Source organism: Thermocladium sp. ECH_B (assembly GCA_001516585.1).
In the GTDB taxonomy this organism is placed as follows: Archaea; Thermoproteota; Thermoprotei; order Thermoproteales; family Thermocladiaceae; genus Thermocladium.
The window spans coordinates 1-25997 of the sequence record LOBW01000004.1 but is presented as its reverse complement, the minus strand read 5'-3'; the positions used below and the strand labels follow the sequence as shown (position 1 = coordinate 25997).

Here is a 25997-nt window from a genome sequence, read left to right as displayed (position 1 = left end):
GGGGAATCGATAAAAACCGGTTTCAACCTTACTATATTGTGAAGAGGCTTGCTGCCGCCTTCTTCCTGTTCTTCGTAATAGTTATGATTAGGTTCACCGTTCCCTCGCTGCTGCCCTTTCTTGGCTCTATTATGAATATAAGGACGGCAATGGAGGGCTTATTGGTCACGTCATATTGGCTTGGATACACTGCATTCATGCTGCCCAGTGGAATCATCGTAGATAGGGTTGGCCATAGAAAGATATTGATAATGGGCGTCTCATTAGCCGTGATTTTTCTTGCATATCCAATATTAATTAAATCATATGAGTCGCTACTGATCGCTCAATTCGTCGCCGGCTCATTATCCGCTATGATTTATGTAGCGCTGGTTAGCCAGCTTATTTCAAGCCAAGAGAAAAGCGGATTAGCTGTGGGAATCTACCAAAGCGCATTCTTCATTGCATCATCCATCTCAATAGCCTTAACTCCCATTTTATACGCAATTAATATGGCGATTCCCTTTATACTATATTCAGTATCATTATTGGTAGCCTTAATTCCGGCCATAATGATAGAACCCGAAGCGGCTAAGCATGGCGCATCAAATAGATTTGGAATCAATGTTATTGGAATGGGATTGATAAGATTAGCCGCTGGTTTCTCTTACCTTGGATTCATTGCGTGGGCTACATATTACTCAGTGCATGTCCTTCACGCATCAGCATCAAGCAGTGGATTATATGTATTCACTTCCACTATTCTAGGCTCAATTGGTACAATAATGGGAGGCATCGTGGGGGATAGGTTAGGGTATGTTGGGCCCAGCATATTTGGCTCCGGCGCAATAGCGATATCAATATTAACGATTTATTGGATGCCCTTCATAGTTCAGGAACTCTTGATGTTGATGATGGGCTTCATGTATGGATTTTATGCATCGCCATCACTTGCATCATCCAGATCATCAAGTCACATAGGAACTACTAGCGCATTCCTTAACTTCATGACTCAATTAGGAGGAACGATATCCCCATACTTGATTGGGGCACTGCTAGAATACGGCTTCGAGCATGCGTATCTAGTGCTTGGATCATCGTCACTAGCGCTCGTAATAGCCGGATCAATACTACTCGGGATCAGTAAGGCATCTAATCACTGAGGAATTGATGTTCTTATTCCGCCAATTGCCGTTCTACTCTCCAAAACTTTATTCCATCCCTCCTCAAATCGCTTAGAATTAGTTCTAAAAGGTCACCGCTGTATATGGTCTCCACGGGAGTTAATCCGCTTCCCCTTATATATCCTTCAAGCAATAATTTAGCTACTTCAGCGGCGAAGAAGCCCGTTAATCTGGCCATTGATGTAAATTGCCCCGATGCATAATCGATCCCCTCGTACCTCACCATTGCATCCTCGCCATTAATGAAGCCTCGGGCCTCAACCNCTGTTATNGAGAAGTCTTGAGAGCCTCTGTTCAATGCAGAGCTTAATACCTTTGCTGCAAGTTCCTTATCGCTAAGTATTCCGATATCCCTTAATAATTTCATGGCTTGTAAGTGGCCCTTCCACCTAATGGTTAATTCATACATATTCTTCACATTAAGCGTCTTCACTAATGTTGATAATCCATCTGTATAGAATTCCTCGANTTCCCCCTTCATTAGTGACGTCTCAAAGGGCTTAATAGTATCCAATGGATTGACTAATACTGGATTACCATCTCGTATAATCGTGGCTGGCCTTACATACTCGTCTATTGTGCTTTCCAGCGAAAAAAGCAATGAGTAATACAATGGAGGAGCAGGATTAATAGGGTTTCCTCCAACATGGATCCCCAATTCCTTTGCCTCATCCAATTCATTAACTGCAGCTGCAGCCAACAGATTAGTTAATCCAGGAGCCCAACCGCATGCCGGTATAACTATGGAACCACTACTTAATGATCTTGCCTTTGATTCATCGTATTTCCACATATATATCATGTCTATCACTGGAACACCAGCCGCATGAACCTCATTAACGACCTCATCCGCTATCGATTGGGGAAGCGCGCTTATTACTGCATCGCTATCACTAATCAATTGCTTAATGTTACTTAATACATCGGCCTGAGCAGCATTCAAACCAAGGGCGGATGCTTCTTGCACTGCCTTAATTGATGCATCAAATCCCTTAACCTGGTTATTGGTGTAATTAGCTAAGTAATACGCCGCTGCCCTACCCATTGAACCAAGCCCAAGGACTATTATTTTACCCATTAAGTGATTAGGCGAGGAATGCCTTTTAAAAATACCGTGAAGCTTTAACATCAATATTATCGGTTTTATCGACTGACCTCCTCCCCGCCATTTGGCGAGGTTTGTCGTTCGTTTTATCAATTGCTTGGCACTCCTAGTCCATTATATTCCTTTTCCTTTATTATGGACCAATTGTTTGCAATTGATCTTAGTGCTTCCCACTCGGTTATGGCTACAGCGCTCCAATCATACTTAGCCGTGAATCGCTTGCCGATTAATCCCAACCTTATGCGTTCATCATCGTTCTTAATAAGGTAGGCCGCCGCGGACGCCATGGAATCTACATCACGAAGTGGGACTCGGATCACTGCCTTTGTTTTAAAATTGAACCTAGTTGCCGGAATATCATGAGTAACCACTGGAACACCGCAATTAAGGGCCTCCAGTACAACCATCCCGACAGAGTCTAGTTTAGTGGGATAGATAAATACCTTTGACCTGGATACTAGATTCATTAACTCGCTTCGCTCAACTCCAGGCCGAATATCTACTTCAATACCCATATTGGATGCCTTAACCCTTAATTCCCGCACGTAACTCTCCTTCTCGGGGTGACCGGCCATCACCGCCATGGGGTTTAAGCCCATCGCCTTTAGTTTTTTAATCACATGAAGAAACTCAAATATGCCCTTACCCGGTATTAATCTACCGAAGAACACGGCATCTATGTCCTTTTTATTGAGGCTTAAGGGGCAATCATCGACTCCAACTCCAGGATCAAGGGGCTTAACCCTAATATTGATCCCTAGCCTCTTCAACTCATATCTTATGGATCGGGAAACAGATAAAATAGTTGTTCCCTTAAACACTGCCTCAGCTAACTTTAATTCAATTAACTTCTCGCTAAGCATAAATTGAGGCAACCTAATTCCGCTCTGTATCCTATAATTATTTGCAATTAATTCCATGGGCGATCGATCGCCCTCATACGCTAGTGAACCAATTGCCGGCGTTAATTGAAGCAGTGCTGTCCATGGATGATTAATTCCCTTAAACATCATGGCTAGATCCGTATGCTCATGCGGCACATAGAAAATATCGTAATAATGAAAATCCCTCTTAAAGGCGGCCCTCAGGTACCTCATGTATAATAAGGCAGCTATTGGATTAGTCAACGGCCTGGGAGGCAACACTATAGTATTGTTCTTAATGAAATCCACGAATTGCCCCTCATAAAACCTCTCCAAAGTATGGAGCAATACATCATAGTAATTCCTGGGTATAAATAATGTAGGTCTCTTTGGATACCTTGATAATGCATTGAGTATCCTAAGGTGTCCCCCGGACAATGTTGATGCAACCGTGAAAACAGCAACATCCATAATTGACACAAGAAACAGGCAGCGGATTTAAAGGATTCCTAAGGGGTCAAGCGGGTTCTATCACGGGGGAAAAGCACTACCTCACGTATATTGCTTCTCCGGAGCATTACCATGATTAGCCTATAGAAGCCAAGGCCCCACCCAGCATGGGGAGGCATGCCCCAATTAAATGCGGCAAGGTGGGTCTCAAAATTAGCTGGATTAAGGCCTCTCTCCATTAAGGCCTTCTCCAGCATTTGCCTATCATGTATCCTAGTAGCGCCGGACACTATCTCAACCCCATCTATAACTAGATCAAAGGATTGGCTACGACTTGGATCCGACTCGATTGGCATTGTATAGAAGGCTCTGAGCGATGTTGGGAAATTCACTAGAAAGAATGGTGAACCAACCTCGCTTGACAATAATTCAAGGCCCTCCTTCGGCACGTCATCACCCCACTTCACCTCTAGCCCCTTCTTTCTCAATATATCTAGGGATTCATCATACGTAACTACCTTAAACGGCTTCTTAGGCACTGTTAATTCACTATTTAATTCATGGATGCCCGGAACCTTAGTTACGCTGGAATAAACATTGATTACGACATCCTCCAATATACTCATCACATCCCTATAATCCATGAATGCGGCCTCTAAATCAACTGAAATGAACTCATTCAAGTGGTAAGTAGTGCTATGCTTTTCAGCCCTATATGCAGGTCCAATCTCGAAAACGCGCTCAAGGGATGCCGTCAGTTCCTCCTTATAGAGTTGGGGACTCTGAGCCAAGTAAGCCACGGTCTCGAAGTACTGAACCTGAAATAAATCCGCTCCNCCTTCTGTGCTTGTGGATATTATCTTGGGAGTAAACACCTCAATGAATCCCTTTCCATAAAGGGTTTCACGTATGGCTCTCGCAGCCTCACTAGATGCCCTAAATATTGTAAGTGACTCGGGCCTCTTTAAGTCGACTACCCTATATTTCAGCCTTACATCTAGCTCCGTTTGGGAAACATTCCCCCATATATCTATTGGAAGCGGCTTCGACTTATTAAGTACAGTTAATTCTGTTGGAATCACTTCGATGCCGCGCTTAGCTATTTGACTGGATCTAACAATGCCCTTAACCGCTACCACGTCCTCCTTAGCAAGGGACACAGCGGTTTCCCATAATTTCGGCGACACATCATTTCTTTTAATGGTTAATTGAACAGTTCCTTCCCTATCCCTCAATATTATGAAGCGTATCTTGCCAACATCACGGACATCCCATACCCACCCAGCTAACTNAGCCACAGCGCCGTCCGGCATTGATTCTACTTCACGTGTCCACTGCTTCCTCATTGAGGGGTACGGCAATAGTGATTAAAAAGCATTAACCCACAACCTCAACCTTAACATTCTCATTAGTCAAGCGACTTAAAACCTTTCCAAGCTCAGTAGGCTTGAATGGCAACCTACTGGTTTCATGTTTCGGTATCTTAATTATAGTTTCGTTAGTTCCATCCGGCAACCAAGCCACTGAAATACTGTAAATCCTGGCAGGATACGTCAATTGAGTCGCTAAATCATTAACGCTGGTTGTGTGCTCAACTAACTTAACGGTAATTCCAAGAGCTGTAGTTAATTCATCCTCGATCTGCTTAATGATGTTTCTCGGCATGTTTCTTACGCCAACCATGGCAATGAGCAGTAGATTCCTGACCTTGTATGATTTGCTGTAAGACACATCAGACAAGTATTGCTTATATTTCTGCTCAATTGAAAGTAACTTATCGATCACATCCACATCCAATTCATCATATTCCCCACTATCCAATAAGGATTGGCACTTAGCGCAGAACATGCGCGACTTGACGCAAAACGTGCAAAACGGTATCTTCATTTCCCTCGCCCACTACCTATGACAACCCGTTTAAACACTCATTAAAAAACTTTCTCCGTCCATGGAAAAATATCGCACCATATCCCTCTTGCTTATTACGAGAATATAATGGCTATGACCTTTTGCTTTTATTGGCTAATCTATGAGCCAACAGTATTGGTAGAGGCATTGATGACCCAGCACAAAGCGACCTCGATAAGTCAACTGCATCCCGAAGAGTCACTAGATTACCTATGCTTATGAACATAGGTTTTGAGTTCCGTGAACAACGCAGCATAGCGCCTATCACGCTATGATCGATTGGATCAAGTATGGGAGAATACGTATCATCGATTTCGCATTCACCATATAAAAGCGACTTAGCGACTCCTATTGTTGGTAATTGCATAGTTACACCGAAGTGGGATGCTATTCCCAAGCGAGAGGGATGCGCAAAGCCATGACCATCTATCATAATCACGTGCGGCTTAACGTGAAGCCCTTCATAAGCTGCAATCATCGGCTTTAATTCCCTAAAGGAAAGCAGGGTAGGAACATATGGAAACCATACCTTTGTCTTGGCAATTGATGAATCTATTATAGATTTATTAATTGAATCAATCACGACCGCGGCGCTAATCGCTACATCACCTACATATGCGGCATCTATTCCGGCCACTAATCTCCTTTCCATTAACTCGCGCTCCTCAATTAGGCCCGCTAATCGCTTCTGAATTGATCGAGCCGCATCCAGGTTAAAGCCCTTAGGTATCTTTGACTTAATGTAATTCTCGCTTATTCTCCTCATTATCCTCGTCATTGATAAATCCCCTCTTTACCTGGGCCAGAAATAAGTCAGACCGCGTCGCATCAACGAGTTTCCTAGCCACATCAACCTTAGGTCTAAGACCGGGCGCCAACGCATTTGGTATAATTAGGGTTGAGAGGACCTCATAGATCTCCTCCATCCTATTAAATAATGCCTCTGCCTCCTTATACTTTTCAAGCCTTAACTTATCCAATACTATGCGACGAAGTTCGCCAACAACATCGCCTAGCCCAAGGAGGTATGGCACATCATATATGCCTAACTCCTCCGGCGTAGGGTACTTATTCTGCTTAACTAGATTATATAGTATCATCGCCTCCGCATATTCGGCTAGCGGGCCATCCAGTATGCCACTATAATAAACCTCGGGCACATTCTTCGCAATGTTGATAACATTCATCACCTGATTCATTATTTTATTGACATTATTTGACTCAGCATTTAGGTCACCCTTAGCCACGCGTAGGATAACCTCCTTGGATGTCCTNATTATGTCCCTAGTATCCTTCAATAATCGCTCCCTAGTCTCATCAACAACGCTGATCCGAGTCTCTATTGATCTTATTATATCGCTTAACTCCATGAATGCTCACTTGAATCCTATTATTAAAATCTATTGAATTAAAGGCATTATCCCTTTACTACGCCTATGGGTCTCATCCTAGCCACTTTCTTAGCCATGCCAATGGAGTCCGCCACCTCCACTACGGCATCCACATCTTTATATGCCTCTGGCGCTTCCTCACTTATTATCTCGGACTCCGCGCTCCTAACTATTATTCCTCTNCCCTCCAATGCGGTCTTAACCTTACTGGGAGGCAACATCCTCACCGCCGCTGATCTACTCATTACCCTACCTGCACCATGAGGCGCCGTGCCAAACGTTAAATTCATCGATGCCTCCGACCCAACTAATATATAGGAACCCGTCCCCATGCTTCCAGGTATCAAAACCGGTTGGCCAATATCCCTATATATCTTCGGAATCTCAGGCCTACCTGCTGGGAATGCCCTGGTTGCGCCCTTCCTATGAACCCACATGCTTTTTCTTTGTCCATCGATTTCATGTTCCTCTAACTTGGCTATATTATGGGCTACATCATAGACAACCCTCATCCCCAACTTGTCTGGATCTCTATTAAAGACACTCTTAAATGCCTCCCTAACCCAATGCATAAGCAAGTGCCTATTAGTCCAGGCATAATTGGCGGCTGCAGCCATGGCATGCAAGTAATCCTGGGCCTCCCTCGTGTTGATTGGCATTGAAACTAGCTCCCTATCCGGCAGGATGAGTCCCCATTGCCTCATTTTACCCTCGGCGATTCTTATATAGTCCGTTGCCACNTGATGACCGAGACCCCTTGACCCGCTATGTATCATCACCATCACTTGCCCAACATCATTTATGCCAAAGGCCTTTGCCACTTTCTCATCGAATATCTTCTCCACGACCTGCACCTCTATGAAGTGATTCCCGGAACCTATGGTGCCTAGCTCGCTTTTTCCTCTATCCTTAGCTCTCGCGCTTACCTTAGACGCATCCGCATAGTCCCAGCTCCCGTTTTGCTCAATATAATCCTGATCATCCCTCCAACCATATCCTCGACTTATCGCCCATGAAATCCCCTCGTTTAACACTTGATCGAGTTCCCCAACCGATAATCTTACATGGCCAGTCTCCCCAACGCCGGCCGGCGCTAATTTAAAAATGGTATCAACTAATTCCCGTAATCTAGGCTTCACATCATTAATGCTTAAGTCGGTTCTCAATACCCTAACTCCACAATTAATATCATAACCAATCCCGCCAGGACTAATTGCACCGCTGTTCACATCAACCGCCGCCACGCCGCCCACCGGAAAACCATAACCCTGATGCGCATCAGGCAACGCTATGCTATACTTATAGAGGCCAGGCAAGCAAGCAACATTGGCGGCCTGTTCAAGCGTCATGTCGCTCTTCATTTTCTCAATTAATGAGTCGCTAGCGAATATCCTGGCGGGGACCTTCATGCATGGCTTATAATCCCTCGGTATCTCCCAAATGTTTTTATCTATCTTACGCAATGGAGGAGTCATAAGTTACTCAAGGAGAAAGTCGTTTTATAAAACTTCCCGCTTCTAGACTCATGAGCAGCTTAAGGCGCTCATCAATTCATGCTACATATCCATGCAATAAATTTATTTATGGACCTAATAATTATGCTGTAATGATGAGTAAAAGTAAGGCGAGATATGCTGTAGTAAGCCATAGATACTGGGGATCACCAGGTGGGGGGCAATTAGTTGATGCTGCTGCAGCCATAGCCCTAAGCGAAGCCGGCTTCAATCCAATACTAACTGGAACATTCTCCTTCGATCCACGTAAGTACGTTGATTGGTATGGGATAGATTTATCTAGCTTCAAGATAATAACCCTATCAATCGGAATTAAGGCATTTGGATTATTGACTAGGCTATATGCATGGAAACCCGCTGAAACTGCTATAAAAAGATATAATACAGATCTCTTATTCACAGATGAACCAACCTATAAGCCACTACTTAAGTATAGGTACCATAAATCGCTTAAAATCATTGAGTATATACATTTCCCGCTGGAGATTGTCGTGAATCCCAAGTTTAAGGGTACCGGATTAGCGTATGGTGAGGACCCATACATAATGGAGCGGTACGGTCGATTCCCCCTCAACATGTATTGGAAGTTATTTACTACCATGCTTCCCCACTATATTAGGAGCAATCCCTTTGAAGATTCCGACGCAGTACTAACTAATTCCCGGTGGACCGCTAAAGTCATTAAGGAAGTCTATGGAGGGGACCCCATCGTCCTTAATCCCCCTATAGCTCCAAATACGGAAATAATTGGAAAACCACTGGAATTCGATGAGAGGGGGCCCAAGGTGGTCATGCTGGGCAGATTCAGCGAGGAGAAGAGGTATCACTGGGTAGTTAAGGAAATAGCGCCTCGACTATTTAAGGAGATGCCAAATGCCGAGTTGATAATAATGGGGGGAGCAACAACGAGAACCCAAGTCAATTATTTGGAGAGGGTTGAGGCAGAAGCAAGAAAAGCGAGGCTGAGGGTTATTAGGGGAATTGGCGAGGCTGAGGGGGATGGCGGTATAGTTCGGTTGATTCCTAATGCGCCACGATCAGTGATTAACTCTATCATGGATTCAAGCCGCGCATTCCTGCACGCCACTATTAATGAGCATTGGGGCATAGCGGTGGCTGAAGCTATGTCGCGGGGCCTCCCCATAGTTGTACATGCATCTGGAGGAACTTGGACTGATTTAGCGGGGGAGGGAGAGAACGGGATTGGGTACCGGGACTCGGGGGAAGCCGTAGAGGCGTTGGCGAGGCTCTTAACTGATGAATCCGCTTTCTCCAAGTTATCCGTTTCAGCATTATCGAGGGTAAGGGGCCTCTCATTAAGGGAGTTCAGCGATAAATTAGGTAAAATAGTTAGAGAACTTCTTTAGCTTTACTGGTCTCCTCCCATTATTAGCTGGGTTATTTTCCTTCCTTCATTGGATCACAGTAAGCCAGCTATAATATTCCAGCCTCAGGGCAGCACTGGGCGAGAATATTAAGTGCTTCATGCCGGAATATTGCCATAAGGGACCGCGATCATCATTCATTGTTATGATTGGTGGGTCCGCCGGGATTTGAACCTTCCCCGGGCAACATGGCCCGACCGGGATCTCTCCCGCGTCAGGGGAGTATCCTAACCGCTAGACTACGGACCCTTGTTCAAGCGTTTTTCTGTGGTTTTTAATTTTTACCTTGTCCAATGACTGCAATGATCCTGGCTTGGCGAGCGTGTTTCTGAATAGAAATTTGTTATTAATTTGTGGCGATAAGGTTAAAACCAGCCTTGCTTGTGGGGTTGCATGGGTAATCAATATGATGTGGTGATAGTTGGGGCTGGCACCGCTGGATCATATGCGGCCTATTTATTGGCCAAGAATGGATTCAATGTGGCTGTTGTGGAGAGGAAGAGGATTGATGATATTTTCAAGGTGACGGGGGATGCCATAGGGTCTCACCATGTTGAGTCGCTTGGGCTTACCCTTGATGCGGGCGTTGCCATGATTCACTATAAAGGCGCTGATGTTTATAGCCCGGATATGAGCGTTAGATATAGGGTAATGGGGGAGGGATATGGACTCGATATGAGTAAGTGGGGTCCATGGTTGGCCAAGCAAGCGATTAATAATGGCGCGACAATACATGAAAGGTACTCTGTCTCCTCTCCTCTCTGGATAATGGTAGGGTCGCTGGAGTTAAAGCCTCAAGCGAGGATGGGCATGGACAAATCGATGTTCTGGGAAGGATCGTTATAGACGCATCTGGAGCAACTGGAGTAGTGAGGAGTAGGTTGCCATATAATTGGCTAATATCGGAGCCCCTGTTACCGGAGGATGCATCCTATGCCTATAGGGAAATAATTGAGGTTGATTATGATATTGAGGAGCCCGAATTCATTAAGATATACCTGGATAATAATATATCGCCGGGTGGGTACTGGTGGTTATTCCCGAAATCCAGGAACACCATGAATATAGGGCTAGGTATCTGGGGTAAACTAGTTAAGGAGAAGGGCCTTAATCCTAGGCAGAATTATGAGAAGTACTTGCTGAACACTAAATACACGAGGGGTAGGCGAGTTATTCATAGTGGGGGAGGAATAGTACCCACTAGGAGGCCCCTTAAGTCAATGGTTGGTCCCTCCATATTGGCCATTGGGGACGCCGCGGTGGCTGTTAATCCAGTTCACGGCGGTGGATTAGGGCCAGCGCTTGAGTCGGCTAAGTTAGCAAGCGATACCATAGCTGCGGCATTTGAGCGGGGAGATCTATCCATGAGTGGATTGTGGGGCTATAATATAAGTTACCTGAAGACTTACGGCATAAAGCAAGCGAAGCTGGACGTGTTTAGGTTAATGCTTCAATCCCTAACCGACGACGAAATAAACAAGGGATTACGGGCGCGAATATTAACGGAGGAGGATGTATTGGAGATCTCCATTAAGGGATCAATGTCGATAGGCGCAACTAGGCGCGTGAGGGCAGCGGCTAAGCTGCTCTCTGTGCCATCATTGGCGAAGAAGTTAGTGACCGCGTTAAACTATATGAAGACCATTGGCGCGATTTATGAGAAGTATCCTAATGATCCGTCTAATATAGATAAATGGAATATTGAGTTAATCAGCAAGTATAATGAGTATAGGAAGAAGCTTGGATTACCTATGATGACTGCTTAATATCCTTTAATGCCATTGATGCATCCCTAGCATCAATTAATCCCCTATACCTCCTCATCACTTCTTGAATCACTATCTTTTCATCGGTTGTTCCCAGCCTGGAAACCACTTCCAACACGATCTCCTTAACCTTATCAGGGGGCAACTTGAATAATTTCCTTTCCTCTATTATTTTCTCAAGACTAGTGGAACCCCGCCTCTTAGCATATTCCTCCAGCGCTTCCTGTATAGCTTCCTTAGTTATCTTTCCATCAATATATAGCCTAATAGCATCCTCGATGACTGGAACAGGGTCAAGGAACCAGCCCTCCTCTCTCCCAATATACCTTAAAGTATTTACGAATAACGTAGCCACTAATGTGGGCGATACGCTGTTCCCATATATTGATATTAATCTATCTACGTCCTTAGCATATGGCGACTTCACGACCTGCATGGCTAATTCCCTGCTCATGCCCATCTTCAGGTACCTATTTACTTGCTCNTCTATTGGCTCAGGCATCAATGCCGCAGCCTTATCTAGTATGTACCTCGTTATCCTTATTGGACGCAAATCAGTCTCAGGATACATTCTAGCCGATCCTGGCCTCGGTCTCAGGAACTTGGTTGTGCCATCATCATTAGCAGCCCTAGTCTCCTCTGGAACACCATTAAATGACTCATTTATCCTATTTGCTACAACTGTAGCAGCCTCCATAAGCTCCCGCTCATTTAGTCCACTTAACAAAATGAATGAATCAACCCCTAACCTGGACCTAATGTTTTGCGCTTCTTCCCTTGTTATGCCGTAATTCGGCAACTCATCACTATGGAGAAGCCCACCTAGCTCCGTCCAATTACGAACCCTATCAGCCAGTTCCGTCCCGAATCTCCGCTTCGGCTGAATCTCAAAACCAAGTATTCCAGATAGGCCCGGCAGCTTCATTGCCATCACTTTTCCCCCTTGCTTGATTATTGATTGAATCATGTTGGACTTGGTTTCATTGAATTGATCGGTAACATCAATTAAGTCAGGCCCATAATTAGGGCTTAAGCCTCGCTTAATCAATTCATCCCTTATCTTCAATAGATTTATTTGCCTATCTATCTCATACTGAATAACCTTCGGTATCAATGAAAGCTCCGGCACACCCTTTACCTCTACCTTAGCGCCGCCCTCTATCGATATATTTAGGTCCTGCCTAATAGAGCCGAGCCCTCTCTTTGCCTTACCGGTGTTTCTTATGGTTTGCCCTATATAGAAGGCCACATCCATTATGGTATTGGGGGGATACTCCATGGGCCCAGTTGATACCTCTATTAATGGAATGCCTAACCTATCCAATCTATAGGTTACTTCACGACCATTCTCGCCTATCCTCCTAGCCGCGTCCTCCTCAATAGCTATTGTCCAAATAGGTACCTTTAAATCCATGAATGTGGCCAATCCATTCCTAGCAACAAGTGCAGTCCTCTGGAAGCCAGATGTATTGGAGCCATCGATCACGACCTTCCGCATTACTATTACCTCATCGAATGGCTTTGCATTGAATCGTAGGGCCACCGCTAATGCCGTCTCTAGCGCCTCCTCATTCATATCATGCGGTGGCTCCTCATCCAGCTCCACTAAGCAGGTGGAGTCATTATATCCCTCATATATATACGTCCTACTCTTCCTGAATTCCCATAGAGCCGCTGGATCAATCTGGCCTAACTCGCTCATTGATGGGCGAAGCCTCCTCCTCACTTGGAAGTGGGGCTCATCATTGCGAAGCTGGGTAGGGCATGAACAGAACAATTTGGATGCCGTATCCAGCTGAACATGTATCTCCAGCCCAACCTTATGCTTAACCACGTCAGGACACCCCTTTACAGTAATTAAATAGTTCAGTTCTATTGCTTAGCTCAAATGCTAATGGACTAATCATCAATTTCCTGACCTCCCCCATATCCTTCGTCTTGTGGAGCACCCATGATAACTTTGCATAGGCTGTCTCCGGATGCATATCGCCGCCCGGAATAACGCCTAGTTTACTTAATTCCACGCCGCGCCTATAAACGTTTAGGTTGACTCTTCCATATATCGTTTGAGTTGTGATTACCACTGGTATTTTCATGTCAATGGCTCTCCCAATCGAGTCACGAACTGACTCAGATACATGCCCAAAGCCAGTCCCCTCCACCACTATTCCGTGGTATCCCTTATCCACTAAGTAATCTATTACCTCGCCTTTCATGCCTGGATAATACTTGACTAAGGCAACCATATCGTCAAAACCAGCTTCATACCTTACCTCGCCTCTCGCCTTGAAACTAGAGGCAAGCACTTTAATTTCCTTTTTATCAATGTTGATTAAGCCAAGGGGACTGGAATTAATGCTTAGAAAAGCATCGCGTCTAGATGAATGCATTTTCCTGGCCCTGACCCCCCTATGAAGCGCTACTTCGCCGTCGCTGCTGGTGGAATGCATAGCTATTATGGACTCCGCGAATGGTGCCTTAATTGATGCAAGCACTGCGGCATACATATTCTCAAATGAATCACTAGATGGCCTATCACTGCTTCGCTGAGACCCCGTAAATACTATGGGTGCACTGCTTGAGGGGAATGCAAACGCCATTGCCGCTGCGCTATAATGCATCGTATCGGTGCCATGCAGCACTACGACGCCCTCTGCACCGCTTTGAATTGCTTTATATATTGCATCCCCCATTTCGCTCCACCTGGTTGGATTCATGTCTTCACTGAATATTGAAAATAGATTCAATAACTCAATGGATGCTATGTTCCTTAGCTCTGGGTACATATCATATAATTCCTCTAGGCTAAATGATGGATACACGGCGCCCGTCACGTAATCTACCTTAGACATTATTGTGCCTCCAGTGGCCACTAAGACGGATCGCGGCCCCTCGCCCGTTGGTTTAGGTATTCCCTCTATCCTAGTTGGGGGATTATATATTTCCTTAACCTCAATGTCTTTAATCTCATCTATATGTATGCCGACGTTATATCCATTCTCGTGCTTCAGCAATAAGACATCCGCATCGCCTATATCTGGCCTCGGCAGTATTATGCCCTCAATTGACTCGCCGCTATTAGTATTGATCCTGACCCTGCTGAATATGGATGCCCCAAATTTGCCTAGCTTCTCATTTACCTTGCTTGAGTATGACATGTGGATTCGATTTTTTATTTCTTTAAAAAACTTGCCCAATCTTCATTAATTGAATTTTAATGCTTAAAAACAAATTCCACGGCACCGAACCTAGATGAGGGCGTTATTCATAGGTAGGTTTCAACCGTTTCATAACGGTCATGCCAACGTATTGAGGTGGCTTTTCAATAATGCGGATAAGGTAATTATAGGAATAGGATCCGCAAATGCATCATTAACATTTAGAAACCCATTCACCGTGGGGGAACGAATTGATATGATCGAGGCAGCCATAGGCTCCGTGACCACTTGCAGCATACCAGATACGGGGGGACAGTCATTGCTTTGGTATCCCCTTGTTAGGCAATATTGCCCGTCATTTGATGAGGTTTATTCCAATGATGAATATACCAGGTTATCAATGGAGCAGTGGGGAATAAGCGTTAAGCCCACTCCATTATTTGAGCGAGATAAGTTGAGCGGATCCAGGATTAGATACATGATTGCGAGAAATGACTCAACGTGGGCTGAATTAGTGCCCAGCGGCGTGGTCAGGGTTATGGATAGGATACATGGAGTGGAAAGATTGATGAGGCTTGCACGCATAGAAAATATTTTAAACCAATGAGTGATGATTAGATTATGGCAGAGGAGGAAGAGGTAGCGCCAAGCGAGGAACCAAGCGAAGCCGCGCCGGAAAGGAAGATATACATGTGCCTTAGGTGCGGCACAGTATTTTCTAAGAGTGACCTAGAGATCTCGCCTGGAATCCACTGTCCAAATTGCGGATACAGGATAATAATCAAGATACGGACATTCAAGGCAAAACCCGTCAACGCAGAGTAAACTTATCGATCTATGTTAATGGATGCTTCTCGCTCTTCTCAAGCGTGATGCTGCTTATACGCGTATATGGGTATTGGCCATTCTCGTCCTTCTCATATTTCTTAACCATATCCCACACGGTTAGGAGAGAGACCCCTGCAGCCAGGAGAGACTCCATGGCTGAACCAGTCCTGGATATATTCTTTGTAAGAACAGCGACGGAGACTCCATCCTCCTCTAGATCTATTCCCACCCTAACGTCTGTTATATCATTGTTATGAACAAGAGGAAGCAGGTCCCAAGCCTTCTTGGCGGCCATCATGCCCGCTAATTGGGCTGTGGTCCTTACATCACCCTTCTCTACCTTATTACTCCTTATCAAGTCAATTGATTTCTTTCCCAGCATTATTTTGCCGCGGGACAATGCTTCCCCCCTATATAGAGGCTCATCCGTGGCATCAAACATGAATACTATTGGTGGGGCCAATAATTGCGTGGCGGATTCCTCTCCCTCTATTGGATTAATGGATTTCACTTTAGACTCAACCCTGATATCCCGTATGCCAACTATGTCGGGATTAGCGCCTATGAATACAGTTGATGATCCAGGCGACTCAAGTACAGGCTCGCATTTTCCTCCGCTGCATAGGCAGTACTTAGCCTTCACTACATTCCAAGCAGCAAGAAGTCCAATGAATGAACCAAATAATGCATCCATTTCAACTCCAGTCCTCCCAAGCGTTCTTGCAGTGACCCGCACATTAATTCCAGAATTACTTAGCGTAACGATCGGCCTTATATAAGTTAATTCAATGGGGTGAAGCAGGCCCACGAATTGCCATGCTTTTTTCGTAGCCATTACTGATGCGAACTCTATAGTGGAGATAACATTGCCTAACCCGGTGAAGCCGGAAGAAGCATCTCTGGCTAGGCCTCCTCTCAACTCAAGGAATCCCGAGGCGGTTGCCTCCCTATACATGGCTTCCTTATTCGTAACATCAATCATATGTATTCCCATCATGCATCACCTGGATCCCGCATCATAAACACGTCAACTATATCCCCCTCGCGCAGGGAGGATGTAAGCGTGATTAATCCATCCGTGGCTGCCAATGATGTGGTCACGGAACTACCGCCTCCTAATGGGGTCACCAGTAACTCACCATTTCCCCTAGTGACTTTAACCCTTATTTGAGTTATAATGCCGGGCTCCACTGCAATGCCGCGAGTGAGCCTGCCCTTTACTATTGGTTTCGCCGGTGATCTGCGTATGCCTAGCATTATCTTAACCATGGGCTCTATTACATTTATCAAGGCATTAAGTGCGCTTATTGGGTGGCCGCTTAAGCCGAAAATTAATTTACAGCCATCCATCGCAGCTACTGTGGTTGGTCTTCCCGGCCTCATTTTCAATCCCCTAATCATCCACTTAGGTCCCAGGGATGATGTTGCCTCCTCTATGTAATCAATATCGCTTGGACCGGAGCCGCCGGTGGTTATCAAAATATTGCTCTTCCTAAGCGCATCAAGCATAATGGATCGAATTGATTCCGGATCATCATTAACCAATCTATGTTCGATAATAGATAGGTATGGCATGTATGACTCGATGAACCAGGAAATAAGGGAACCAGTGCTCTCCACGGTTTTTCCCGCAAGAAATGCCTGCACCGCGTCAGATGCATTGGTTGGCTTAACTAATTCGTTTCCAGTGCTTATTATGGATATCGTGGGCCTCTCATATACATCCACCTCCATTATTCCCGCCTCCAGTAATGCCGGAATTACGTGGCCCATTATCACGTCTCCCTTCCCGATTACCTTGCTTCCACTAGCTAAGTAGCTACCGATAGGGTCAATATTTGCGCCGCTCATCACCTTATTTGCGACTAATACTTGGTCATCAATTAATTCTGCCTCCTCCTCCGGAACCACGGCATCAACTCCATCCGGCAAGTATGCACCCGTAGTCACATAAACTGCTTCCCCCCTATCTACGCTGAAGGTGGGGATCTCGCCGACCCTTACTGATCCCATTAATCGAAGTTTTCCAGGCGTATCCATTGAATGTACGGCGAATCCATCATATGCAGCCCTAGCTCTATGGGGCACATCCATGGTGGTTATGATGTCATGTGCAGCTATCCTATTTAAGGCGCTCCACGTTGGTACCCTATTCATGGGTGGCTCGCATCTCGGCGTTTTTTCAATTACACTTGCCAAATCGTGCAGCGATATATACTTATGGCTCTGGTAACGCATTAAGCGCTGGACTCGATTTACATTTTTAAATGCTGAGCAACTGTTTTAAACAGTGAAGGATGCTCCATGCATGCAATGCATCTTCATTAGTAGATCCACCTTCCCCAAGGTAATATACGATGAATTAAGCAAGCATTTCCAAATAGATGTCTGGAATAATGATGGGATAGGCATGTGGAGCAGGAAAGCAGCGCCGCCTCCTGACATATTAAGGCGGAAGTTCTCGGAGTGTGATGGAGCGGTGATCACCATTGGGGATAGGATCACGGAGGATATATTGAGGGACGCCAAGATACGGATCCTCGCCACGTATAGCGTGGGGTTTGATCACATTGATCTGCACGCAGCAACTAGGCTTAGAATACCAGTGGCATACACGCCTGAGGTACTTGTTGAGTCTGTAGCCGATTTCGCAATCGGATTAATGCTCAGCGCAGCTCGCAGAATAGTTGATGGCGATAAAATCATTAGGAGTGGAAATGCAGAAACAGTTTGGGGTGAGTACATGGGTGATGAGGTTTGGGGAAAAACCCTGGGCATACTTGGGTTAGGCAATATAGGAATCGCAGTGGCGCGGAGGGCTGCTGCATTTAAAATGAGGATTATATATTGGTCAAAGCATAGAAAGCCAAATGTGGAGATAGCAATGGGGGTATCGCCGGTAACGCTTGATGAAATATTTAGGCAAAGCGACTACCTAATAATATCTGTGGCGCTCACGCCTGAAACGCGGCATTTAGTGAACGAGGATAGATTTAGGTTAATGAAGAGAAACGCCTATGTAATAAACATAGCCAGGGGAGCAGTGATAGATACGCCGGCCCTCATTAAGGCACTGCGTGAAGGATGGATACGCGGCGCCGCACTTGATGTATATGAGGATGAACCGCTACCCACTAACAGTGAACTGCTTTCCCTGAATAACGTAGTATTAACGCCCCACATAGCATCGGCATCATTTGATACGAGGAATAATATGGCTGAAATCATAATTCAAAGCGTAATCAATGTATTAATTCATGGGAAGCCGCCCATATACATAGCTAATCCAGAGGCAATGGGAGACGGTAGATGAGGGTAGTTATAGGAGTAACAGGCGCCTCCGGCGCAGTATATGGACTTAAGGTAATGGAGGCGCTCAAGAGCCTTAATGTGGAGACGTATCTAGTGGTGAGCGAAACGGCTAGGAAAGTGATGAGGGAAGAAGGCATTGANCCCGCCAGGATCGAGGCGTTAGCTACTAGAGTATTTGGTGAGGAAGAAATGGAGGCACCAATAGCCAGCGGTTCTTTTTGGTTTGACGGCATGGCAATAGTGCCTTGCTCAATGAAGACCCTTGCATCGATTGCGCACGGCATTACGGATAACTTAGTGACCAGGGCAGCTGATGTTGCATTGAAGGAGCGACGGAGGCTAGTCCTAGTGATAAGGGAAAGCCCATTAAGCCTAGTCCATATTAGGAACATGGAGTTGGCCACAATGGCTGGAGCCATAGTTATGCCTGCCAGTCCACCGTTCTATAATAAGCCAACCACAATAGATGACATGATCAACTCGGTAGCAGGCAGAGTTCTCGATCTGTTGGGGTTGAGGAATAACATATATAGGAGATGGGGCGACCCGAGCCGATAGCCGCATAATAAATATTAATGCCAAGCCGCTCGATCCATGAAAAAAGAACTGGACCTAATATTTAAAGAAGACCTATGTGCTAGGCATTGGGAAGACCTAATTAATGATTAGGATAAGGGCCTCCGACAAGCCTGTTAGGATAATTGATGAGNTATGGAGAATGGGTATGCCCGTTGAGGGAGTGTGCGGCGGTATCGGTATATGCGGCAAGTGTAGGGTAAAGGTTATTGCTGGTTCCGAGAACCTCAATCCAAGAACTCGTAGGGAAGAGGGGCTTGATCCTGGCGAGCGATTAGCCTGTATGGCTTGGGTAATGAGGGGGGAAGTAATTGTGGAGCCCATTAATCATGGCAGCGGTAAGTTTGTGGCTGTTGGTTATGAACCTACTATTCCCATAAAGCCGCTGGTGAAGATGAAAAGAGTTGAATTGAATCCGCCCACCCTTAGGTCCCAGGTTCCGGATGATGTTAACCTATTTAGGGAGAGCGGGTATAGGCCAAGGCATTTATGGATATATAGGAGGCTGCCTAGCGTTTTAAGGGAATGTAATTGGTCCGTAAATATTGTATACGCGTGGGATGAAGTTATTAATGTTAAGTGCAGTGATTCAGTATTTGGGGCTGCCATAGATATAGGTTCCACAAAAATAGTTGTTCACGTGGTTGATCTGAGGAATGGAAATACGATTGCATATGATGTGGTCGAGAACCCTCAGACTAGGTACGGCATCGATATAATAAGTAGGGCATCCCTTGNNATAAGCGATGAGGGGATAAATGATAAGCTTAGGGAACTAGTTATAGACGCTATTAATTCATTAATCAAAAAAATATCCAGTAGCTCTGGAATTGACCCAANCGATATAGATGCAGTTGTCGTGGCTGGAAACACCGTAATGACCCAATTATTCCTTGGCATAAGGCTTAATAGTTTGGTTCAAAGCCCCTACATACCCNCAATTGGGTTATCCACTATACTTAGAGCCAGCGATGTTGGATTAATCGTGAATCCAGCTGCGATTGTCTTCATTATGCCGGCCGTCGCTGGCTTCATTGGTGGCGATGCCGTGGCTGATGCATTGGTGGCGAATCTGGAAGAGGATAGACGTAAGCTGCTTATAGATATAGGGACTAATACCGAAGTCATGCTTAGAACCAGTGATTATATATTGGCTGCATCAGCCCCGGCTGGCAGCGCAATAGAGGGAGTTGGGATATCAAGTGGAGTCAGGGCTGTGGAGGGAGCCATAGATAGAGTTGAGTTAGTGAATGGAAAGCTTCAGGCCTTTACAATAGGCGGTGGAGACCCCATAGGAATAACTGGGACTGGCCTTATTGATCTAGTGGCTGCCTTAATGAGGGCCGGCTCAATCGGTAGGAGCGGTCGGTTAATTCCGGGGCCTTTTGTTAAGGAGCGGAATGGATCGCTCGTGATTGATATTAATGGAATCACGGTTACTCAGCGCGATATTCGTCTCCTTCAGGAGGCTAAGGCAGCCATTCAATCAACCTGGAAAACACTTCTGCGAGCGGCTGGAATTACTGAGCGGGAGTTGGATGCCGTGTATGTGGCCGGCTCATTTGGTACCCATATTAATCCTGACTCAGCAATTTCAATAGGTCTTCTCCCGCAGGCGAAAGTCTTCTTTCTGGGGAATGCTGCAATAAGTGGTGCGAAGCTTATCCTGAGGAATGCGGATTATTGGGATAAAACTACGCATGTAGTAAATATGATTAAGGTAATCGAGATGGCGGCGCTGGACGACTATGAGAAGATCTTCTTGGAGAGCACAATGCTGGGGCACTGAAATTTATTAACACGTGTAGAAATAGGATCAATACATTTAAACCCATGCTGAAATTCGATTACATGGATCTTAAGGAAGCCATGAAGAAGTACGTTGAGGAGCTCGATCCCTTCCTATCAATGCTTCAAGTAAAAACAATAGAAGCAAAGGATGGCTATGCAAAACTATCCATGAAATTCAGAACCGAAATAACTAGGCTAGGTGGCATCGCTAATGGTGGAGCAATAGCAACGCTAATAGATGCCACAGGTGGAGCCGCCGTCATGACCTTGAATAATGAGGGAAGAAATCAAGTCACTGTTACCCTTAATATAGAATACATTAGGCCAGTGAGTAAAGACTTCTATGCGGAGGCATGGGTTAAGAAGCGGGGCCGCAACTTGGCATTCGTCTATATAGAGGTAAAGGATGCCGATGAGAATCTCTGTGCAGCAGCTAATGGGGTCTGGATGTACCTTTAAAAATAAATGCCGAATCCATTAATTATTTAATTACTCCTTCACTTTATCGAGGGGAATCAATCGTTCCCTGCCTATTGCAACCTCCTCCAACACCACCATCGTCTCCGTCTTTATTATGTCCGGGTTAGTCGGCAAGTAATTCAATAGGAAAGATGATAATTGCTTTAAGTCNCGCACCCACACCTTAAGCATTATATCGTACTGTCCAGTCAATACATTTGCTTCCTCGATCCAGGGGAGACGAGCATCATTATCGCAATCCCTTATNATCTTCTCGGCAAGCATAACTTGAGATGGTTTAGAACCAGCAGTAACCGATCTCCTAACGGTTATCAATACATACGCTTGCATTGAGAAGCCTAATACGTATGGACTCAATATCGCCCTATATCCCTTTATTATGCCGCCCTCCTCCAACTTTTGAACCCTATTCATTATGGTGGTTCTAGGCTTTCCTATATCATCAGCCAATTTCGCTAGAGGAGTTCTTCCATCCTTCTGTAACTCGCCTAGTATCCTCTTGTCTAGTTCGTCGATTATAACCGGCATATATTGCTTAACTAGTCAGAGNTTTAATGCTTTGAGCCGCGGAGAAGATCTTTCATTGATGTCACATGCCGTCCCTCCCCCTTAATACTCACGCCCATTAATCCACCCATTAAGAGCGCCCTAGTTACCACAATGCCCATGAGCAATTCATATGCCGTGAGCGCCATCACTATCATCAATACCAGCGCAAGCCCAATGCGCCAACCCATGCATCTAACAGTTTCGCTATCTTAATAAAGGTTTCTAATGAAAAACGTTATATATAAAACCTAATTCACTAAGGTTATCCATCGACCTCCTCCATGGCTCTAAACAGCGAGGTTTTTCGTCTCTTTGAACCTATCTATATATGGGGAATAATCATTGATATAATGCATTGAATAATTATCGATAGTATGACCATTATTATTGCAGATGCTGTTATCAGCCTTATTGCGTTTTCTACATCAGCTTTACTAGGCAATTTACCTGATCCGATTGAGTATGAACCAATTTTCTCCAGCCTAACGCCTAAGCTGGCCGATATTGCTGCAATTGGGTACCCAGCATTAATGCTTTGAGTTGAGCGCTTATTTCTCATGAAAATGTGTATGCTGGGCGGAAAACCCAGCAACTTAGCTGTAAATAGTATTATTACCGCAGTGAGGCGTGCAGGTATGTAATTGATCAGGGTATCCGTCTTAGCGGAGAACCAACCGGGTTCCCTATATGGTTCATCCATATACCCCAGCGAGCTATCCATGGTATTGGTTAACCTCTGTAGAAGGGCGCCAGGCACGCCGATTATTGAGAAATAAAAAAGAGGGGATGAGAATCCATCAACTAGGCTCTCCGCTAGGGATTCTATTACGGCTGAATTAACGTGCCCCTCATCCAGTGCATATACATTCCGCCTAACTAATTGCTGGGCATAATTCAACGCATCTTGCCCCTCATTATTCAGGTAATTTCTGGCTATATCTATCAGCAACCTTAATGAGAATGTCATCTTAAGCACAATAGCCGAGACCAATATGAGGATCCAGCCCCTTCCCACGACCAATAGTGGTGTAATGTATATAATCATCACGGGGACAACCGATATCAACCATATCAGGACTCCCATGATCTTCGTATGCCGCATATGGCTGAAGAGGGATTGTGATATCCAGTAAGTCAAATGCACTGGGTGAATTAAGTAGGCGAGGCCCTTATGTCTTGGATAAATCCAATCTAGAATTATGGCCGCAAGCAAAATCAATGATGCGGACTCACAATCATTCATCTAGCGGCCATAGCGTGGGCAATTAATAAGTTATCTTCTATTGATTCCATTGACATTTATGATTAGTCAATAAGTTCAGTTCCACATTATTTAACCGCGATTATTTACGTGAAAAAATATTTATAGGCTACAAATAACTAGGATAATTATGAGGAAACCACGGGAAACTGTGGAGACCCAGTGGGGAAAACCCCAGATCAGCGCCTTCATATCGACATCGCTGGGTTTTCTAATGTGGGGATTCGTTACCACTATGGGAGTTGCATCGCTTTCCTGGTTCAAGGGAGAGATGCCGGCGTTTATGATACCCATATACCCCATTGTTGGTCCCCTAATGCTTCTCATAGGCAATCAAGTAATGGGGAGAGCCGCTGATCTAATTGGACGGAAAAAAATCTATATAGTAACAATGCTGTTATACTCAATTGGATTATTGGGCATGGCCGCTTCAAATAACCTGTATGAATTTACTCTAGCTTATGCCGCGGCTGAATTCGGTGTAGGAGGCGAGGAACCAGCATCGCTGGCCGCATTAACTGAATTAATGCCCGCCAGCAGTAGAGGAAAGGCGCTCGTATTATCGTCTAACTTCGATAATGTGGGGGCAGCACTGGCCTCTGGAATAATATTGCTGAGCGGTCTCTACTCGCTTAGTTTTGGGCAGGCCAGGATAATTCTGGGCGCATCGGGCATAGCCGCAATTATTGTGACCACAATCATTAGATTATCAATGCCTGAATCAACTAAGTGGTTGATTGCCACAGGTAAATTAAGCAATAATCCGGAGCCCCCGCTTGCTAATGAGCGAGACATGGATCGCGGAAGCAACATAGTTAAATCACCGCTCTGGCTCAGATTATTCACTCTTGCAGCCATAGGAGTGTCCCAAATAGTGACTTACGGCTTAATAGCATTTTACTTGGCGTATTATTACTATACATCGATAACAACTATAAGCACGATAATAATGATGGCTAATCTAGGCGCGGCAGTGGCTGGCTTAATCGGATTCATAGTGGATAAGATAGGCCGCAGGGAATTCATGCTTGCCTCATATTTGGGCGGCACCTTAACCATGATTCCAATACTATTCCTCTATAAGTCCCTGGGCAGCGATCCCCTCTTATTCTACTCGTTCCTATTCATTAACATGATGTTCAGCGAGTTTGGTTGGGCCGTTAGAACAATGCTTGAGCCTGAGTTATTCAAGACAACGGAGAGAGCCACATTCATAGGATTAGTCAGGGTAATAGCGTGGTCAGCATATATTTCCATGATTTACTTATCATCATTCCTAAGCGAGTATACGTACCTCCTCCTCAATCTGGGATTCTACGTAATAGGCACCATTGGTTCAATAATGTGGCTAGTGGCCGGCATAGAGACTAGAGGCGTATCGTTGGAGAAACTGGAGAAGTACCTGTGAGCTACCCCGCCCTTAAGGGCGAGGCTTCCCGCTTCCCTGCCCCGCCTTGCCCATCGTTATGGGTAGTGGGCGGAGCTCCACGGGCACCACGGGCGACTCCCACCCTGCATGCTTCAAGTGATTAAGAGAGGAATTATAATCCCTATCAGCCCTCCAACCACACCTGGGACACTCAAACACCCTATCACTCAACGCTAAGTCGTCCTTTACGTACCCACACTTGGCGCACGTCTTCGAGGAATTCCTAGGATCCACTAAAACCACCTCCTTCCCATACTTCTCCACTTGATACTTTATTACTGTACGCATCATGCCGAAGGCAGCATCCTGGAGACTCCTCCTAAGCCCCCTACTCGCCCCACCAACAAGTTGCTTAGCATCGATATCCTCCATAACCACAGCATCATAATGCTCCGCAAAATACTTCCCGAGTTTCATATATAGATCCCTCCTCAGATCCGCCAAATGCTCATAAGCCCTAGCCAGCTTAATTTTAGCCTTGAACCAGTTGCGGGAAAGAAACTTCTTCCTGGATAGGGCCTTGTGAAGCCTCTTCACCTTCTTCAATGCCCTCTCGTAGGGCCTCAAGTTTGGGAGGTACTCCCCATCCGAGGTCACGAGAAGCTTCTCCACACCAACATCGATCCCCACCGCCTTCCCAGTATTTGGCAATTTTGGGAATTCATAATCCTCAACAATGAATGAGATGAAAACCCTTTCACTCCTCGTCAATTTCACGGCCACGCGTTTCACTTTCTCTAGTGGAAAGTCCCTATGAACGATTAATTTGAAGACGCCTAGATTTGATAACCTCAGCACTAGTTTTTTCTCTTTCCTGCCCTTCCCCTCCCTAGTTTCCAATATCTCCCATCCTTTTTGCGGATAAACCAAGCTATAGTATTTATGGGTTTTCTTCTCCTTGGGGAAACGCGCTAATCCGTCCAAGAACCTCCGTCTAGCCTCGTAGAAGCGATCTGCGACTTGTTGCACCACTTGCGAATATAGCTGTTGGTACTCCTCATCTTGTTTTCTGAGGTCGAGGGCTAGTTGCCTCAACTCCGTGAGGGTCAAGCCCCTACCATCCCTTTG

24 protein-coding genes, 1 tRNA gene and 1 pseudogene are annotated in these 25997 nt (G+C 45.3%); 10 read left to right on the top strand and 16 right to left on the bottom strand.

All coding sequences use genetic code 11. The features are described 5' to 3' along the window. Nucleotides 1–38 precede the first annotated feature (38 nt). Entirely contained in the window at nucleotides 39–1142 is a 1104-nt protein-coding gene (locus tag AT710_01080) for a hypothetical protein (GenBank protein KUO93103.1), read from the top strand. 13 nt (nucleotides 1143–1155) lie between these two features. Here the strand turns inward: AT710_01080 and AT710_01075 are convergent, their stop codons facing one another. From AT710_01075 to AT710_01045, 7 genes are all read right to left on the bottom strand, one after another. Further along, nucleotides 1156–2241, bottom strand: coding sequence for a saccharopine dehydrogenase (locus tag AT710_01075; protein ID KUO93102.1), 1086 nt, complete (start codon nucleotides 2239–2241; stop codon nucleotides 1156–1158). A gap of 116 nt (nucleotides 2242–2357) precedes the next feature. Further along, nucleotides 2358–3602 (bottom strand): hypothetical protein, encoded by a 1245-nt coding sequence (locus AT710_01070; GenBank protein ID KUO93101.1) that lies wholly within the window; start codon nucleotides 3600–3602, stop codon nucleotides 2358–2360. A 38-nt stretch (nucleotides 3603–3640) separates the two neighbouring features. Then, nucleotides 3641–4927 carry an aspartate--tRNA(Asp/Asn) ligase gene (locus AT710_01065; GenBank protein KUO93100.1) on the bottom strand — a complete coding sequence of 429 codons (1287 nt, stop codon included), beginning with the start codon at nucleotides 4925–4927 and terminating at the stop codon, nucleotides 3641–3643. A 31-nt stretch (nucleotides 4928–4958) separates the two neighbouring features. After that, complete coding sequence (locus AT710_01060; GenBank protein ID KUO93099.1) at nucleotides 4959–5468, bottom strand: transcription elongation factor NusA; 510 nt, start codon at nucleotides 5466–5468, stop codon at nucleotides 4959–4961. Nucleotides 5469–5580: 112 nt separating this feature from the next. Continuing rightward, nucleotides 5581–6267, bottom strand: a complete 687-nt coding sequence (locus AT710_01055) for a hypothetical protein (GenBank protein ID KUO93098.1) — start codon at nucleotides 6265–6267, stop codon at nucleotides 5581–5583. Further along, complete coding sequence (locus AT710_01050) at nucleotides 6227–6859, bottom strand: hypothetical protein (GenBank protein KUO93097.1); 633 nt, start codon at nucleotides 6857–6859, stop codon at nucleotides 6227–6229. The genes AT710_01055 and AT710_01050 overlap by 41 nt, the downstream gene beginning before the upstream one ends. A gap of 47 nt (nucleotides 6860–6906) precedes the next feature. Further along, nucleotides 6907–8355 (bottom strand): RNA-splicing ligase RtcB, encoded by a 1449-nt coding sequence (locus AT710_01045; GenBank protein KUO93096.1) that lies wholly within the window; start codon nucleotides 8353–8355, stop codon nucleotides 6907–6909. A 134-nt stretch (nucleotides 8356–8489) separates the two neighbouring features. Between AT710_01045 and AT710_01040 the strand changes: the two genes are divergently transcribed. After that, entirely contained in the window at nucleotides 8490–9761 is a 1272-nt protein-coding gene (locus tag AT710_01040; protein KUO93122.1) for a glycosyl transferase, read from the top strand. Between the two features lie 168 nt (nucleotides 9762–9929). Here the strand turns inward: AT710_01040 and AT710_01035 are convergent. Beyond that, nucleotides 9930–10028 (bottom strand) — tRNA-Val (locus AT710_01035). A gap of 144 nt (nucleotides 10029–10172) precedes the next feature. Here AT710_01035 and AT710_01030 point away from each other — a divergent pair. Continuing rightward, nucleotides 10173–11545, top strand: a pseudogene (locus AT710_01030) (dehydrogenase). Here AT710_01030 and AT710_01025 read toward each other — a convergent pair. Together AT710_01025 and AT710_01020 are read right to left on the bottom strand one after the other, a co-directional pair. After that, nucleotides 11529–13379 (bottom strand): glutamyl-tRNA amidotransferase, encoded by a 1851-nt coding sequence (locus AT710_01025; protein ID KUO93095.1) that lies wholly within the window; start codon nucleotides 13377–13379, stop codon nucleotides 11529–11531. The pseudogene AT710_01030 and the gene AT710_01025 sit on opposite strands and share 17 nt — an antisense overlap. A 1-nt stretch (nucleotide 13380) precedes the next feature. Beyond that, nucleotides 13381–14703, bottom strand: a complete 1323-nt coding sequence (locus AT710_01020) for a glutamyl-tRNA(Gln) amidotransferase subunit D (GenBank protein ID KUO93094.1) — start codon at nucleotides 14701–14703, stop codon at nucleotides 13381–13383. Nucleotides 14704–14797: 94 nt separating this feature from the next. On the opposite strand from AT710_01020, the gene AT710_01015 reads away from it, so the two are divergent. Both AT710_01015 and AT710_01010 read left to right on the top strand, forming a co-directional pair. Then, nucleotides 14798–15310: a cytidyltransferase gene (locus AT710_01015; GenBank protein KUO93093.1), complete on the top strand. Its 513-nt coding sequence runs from the start codon at nucleotides 14798–14800 to the stop codon at nucleotides 15308–15310. 14 nt (nucleotides 15311–15324) lie between these two features. Then, the gene (locus AT710_01010; protein KUO93092.1) at nucleotides 15325–15528 is read left to right on the top strand and encodes a DNA-directed RNA polymerase subunit P; all 204 of its coding nucleotides are present in this window, start codon (nucleotides 15325–15327) and stop codon (nucleotides 15526–15528) included. A gap of 10 nt (nucleotides 15529–15538) precedes the next feature. Here AT710_01010 and AT710_01005 read toward each other — a convergent pair whose 3' ends face one another. Continuing rightward, complete coding sequence (locus AT710_01005) at nucleotides 15539–16525, bottom strand: hypothetical protein (protein KUO93091.1); 987 nt, start codon at nucleotides 16523–16525, stop codon at nucleotides 15539–15541. Further along, nucleotides 16525–17769, bottom strand: a complete 1245-nt coding sequence (locus AT710_01000) for a hypothetical protein (GenBank protein ID KUO93090.1) — start codon at nucleotides 17767–17769, stop codon at nucleotides 16525–16527. The genes AT710_01005 and AT710_01000 overlap by 1 nt, the downstream gene beginning before the upstream one ends. 70 nt (nucleotides 17770–17839) lie before the next feature. Between AT710_01000 and AT710_00995 the strand changes: the two genes are divergently transcribed. The 4 genes from AT710_00995 (at nucleotide 17840) to AT710_00980 (ending at nucleotide 21669) form a co-directional block, all read left to right on the top strand. Then, a complete protein-coding gene (locus AT710_00995) occupies nucleotides 17840–18844 on the top strand; it encodes a D-glycerate dehydrogenase (GenBank protein KUO93121.1) in 1005 nt (334 codons plus the stop codon). After that, a complete protein-coding gene (locus AT710_00990) occupies nucleotides 18841–19401 on the top strand; it encodes an aromatic acid decarboxylase (protein ID KUO93089.1) in 561 nt (186 codons plus the stop codon). Before AT710_00995 ends, AT710_00990 begins: the two co-directional genes overlap by 4 nt. A 103-nt stretch (nucleotides 19402–19504) precedes the next feature. Beyond that, on the top strand, nucleotides 19505–21208 hold the full coding sequence (locus AT710_00985; GenBank protein ID KUO93088.1) for a hypothetical protein: 1704 nt from the start codon (nucleotides 19505–19507) through the stop codon (nucleotides 21206–21208). Nucleotides 21209–21252: 44 nt separating this feature from the next. Then, nucleotides 21253–21669 carry a hypothetical protein gene (locus tag AT710_00980; protein KUO93087.1) on the top strand — a complete coding sequence of 139 codons (417 nt, stop codon included), beginning with the start codon at nucleotides 21253–21255 and terminating at the stop codon, nucleotides 21667–21669. Between the two features lie 30 nt (nucleotides 21670–21699). On the opposite strand, the gene AT710_00975 is transcribed toward AT710_00980, so the two are convergent. The 3 genes from AT710_00975 to AT710_00965 all read right to left on the bottom strand — a co-directional run bounded on the left by AT710_00975 (nucleotide 21700) and on the right by AT710_00965 (nucleotide 23482). Then, complete coding sequence (locus tag AT710_00975) at nucleotides 21700–22218, bottom strand: AsnC family transcriptional regulator (GenBank protein ID KUO93086.1); 519 nt, start codon at nucleotides 22216–22218, stop codon at nucleotides 21700–21702. Between the two features lie 23 nt (nucleotides 22219–22241). Beyond that, nucleotides 22242–22427 (bottom strand): hypothetical protein, encoded by a 186-nt coding sequence (locus AT710_00970; GenBank protein KUO93085.1) that lies wholly within the window; start codon nucleotides 22425–22427, stop codon nucleotides 22242–22244. A gap of 134 nt (nucleotides 22428–22561) precedes the next feature. Next, the gene (locus AT710_00965) at nucleotides 22562–23482 is read right to left on the bottom strand and encodes a hypothetical protein (protein ID KUO93084.1); all 921 of its coding nucleotides are present in this window, start codon (nucleotides 23480–23482) and stop codon (nucleotides 22562–22564) included. 148 nt (nucleotides 23483–23630) lie between these two features. Between AT710_00965 and AT710_00960 the strand changes: the two genes are divergently transcribed. Next, nucleotides 23631–24908, top strand: a complete 1278-nt coding sequence (locus AT710_00960) for a hypothetical protein (protein KUO93083.1) — start codon at nucleotides 23631–23633, stop codon at nucleotides 24906–24908. A gap of 12 nt (nucleotides 24909–24920) precedes the next feature. Here the strand turns inward: AT710_00960 and AT710_00955 are convergent. Then, nucleotides 24921–25997: transposase (locus AT710_00955; protein KUO93082.1), on the bottom strand; the 1077-nt coding region annotated here is incomplete at its 5' end.

What these genes read in the sequence shown, in the direction of transcription:
- AT710_01070 (KUO93101.1), bottom strand. Translation starts at nt 3,602, where the DNA reads ATGGATGTTGCTGTTTTCACGGTTGCATCAACATTGTCCGGGGGACAC.
- AT710_01060 (KUO93099.1), bottom strand. Translation starts at nt 5,468, where the DNA reads ATGAAGATACCGTTTTGCACGTTTTGCGTCAAGTCGCGCATGTTCTGC.
- AT710_01055 (KUO93098.1), bottom strand. Translation starts at nt 6,267, where the DNA reads ATGACGAGGATAATGAGGAGAATAAGCGAGAATTACATTAAGTCAAAG.
- AT710_01040 (KUO93122.1), top strand. Translation starts at nt 8,490, where the DNA reads ATGAGTAAAAGTAAGGCGAGATATGCTGTAGTAAGCCATAGATACTGG.
- AT710_01020 (KUO93094.1), bottom strand. Translation starts at nt 14,703, where the DNA reads ATGTCATACTCAAGCAAGGTAAATGAGAAGCTAGGCAAATTTGGGGCA.
- AT710_01015 (KUO93093.1), top strand. Translation starts at nt 14,798, where the DNA reads ATGAGGGCGTTATTCATAGGTAGGTTTCAACCGTTTCATAACGGTCAT.
- AT710_01010 (KUO93092.1), top strand. Translation starts at nt 15,325, where the DNA reads ATGGCAGAGGAGGAAGAGGTAGCGCCAAGCGAGGAACCAAGCGAAGCC.
- AT710_01005 (KUO93091.1), bottom strand. Translation starts at nt 16,525, where the DNA reads ATGGGAATACATATGATTGATGTTACGAATAAGGAAGCCATGTATAGG.
- AT710_01000 (KUO93090.1), bottom strand. Translation starts at nt 17,769, where the DNA reads ATGCGTTACCAGAGCCATAAGTATATATCGCTGCACGATTTGGCAAGT.
- AT710_00995 (KUO93121.1), top strand. Translation starts at nt 17,840, where the DNA reads ATGCAATGCATCTTCATTAGTAGATCCACCTTCCCCAAGGTAATATAC.
- AT710_00980 (KUO93087.1), top strand. Translation starts at nt 21,253, where the DNA reads ATGCTGAAATTCGATTACATGGATCTTAAGGAAGCCATGAAGAAGTAC.
- AT710_00970 (KUO93085.1), bottom strand. Translation starts at nt 22,427, where the DNA reads ATGGGTTGGCGCATTGGGCTTGCGCTGGTATTGATGATAGTGATGGCG.
- AT710_00965 (KUO93084.1), bottom strand. Translation starts at nt 23,482, where the DNA reads ATGAATGATTGTGAGTCCGCATCATTGATTTTGCTTGCGGCCATAATT.
- AT710_00960 (KUO93083.1), top strand. Translation starts at nt 23,631, where the DNA reads ATGAGGAAACCACGGGAAACTGTGGAGACCCAGTGGGGAAAACCCCAG.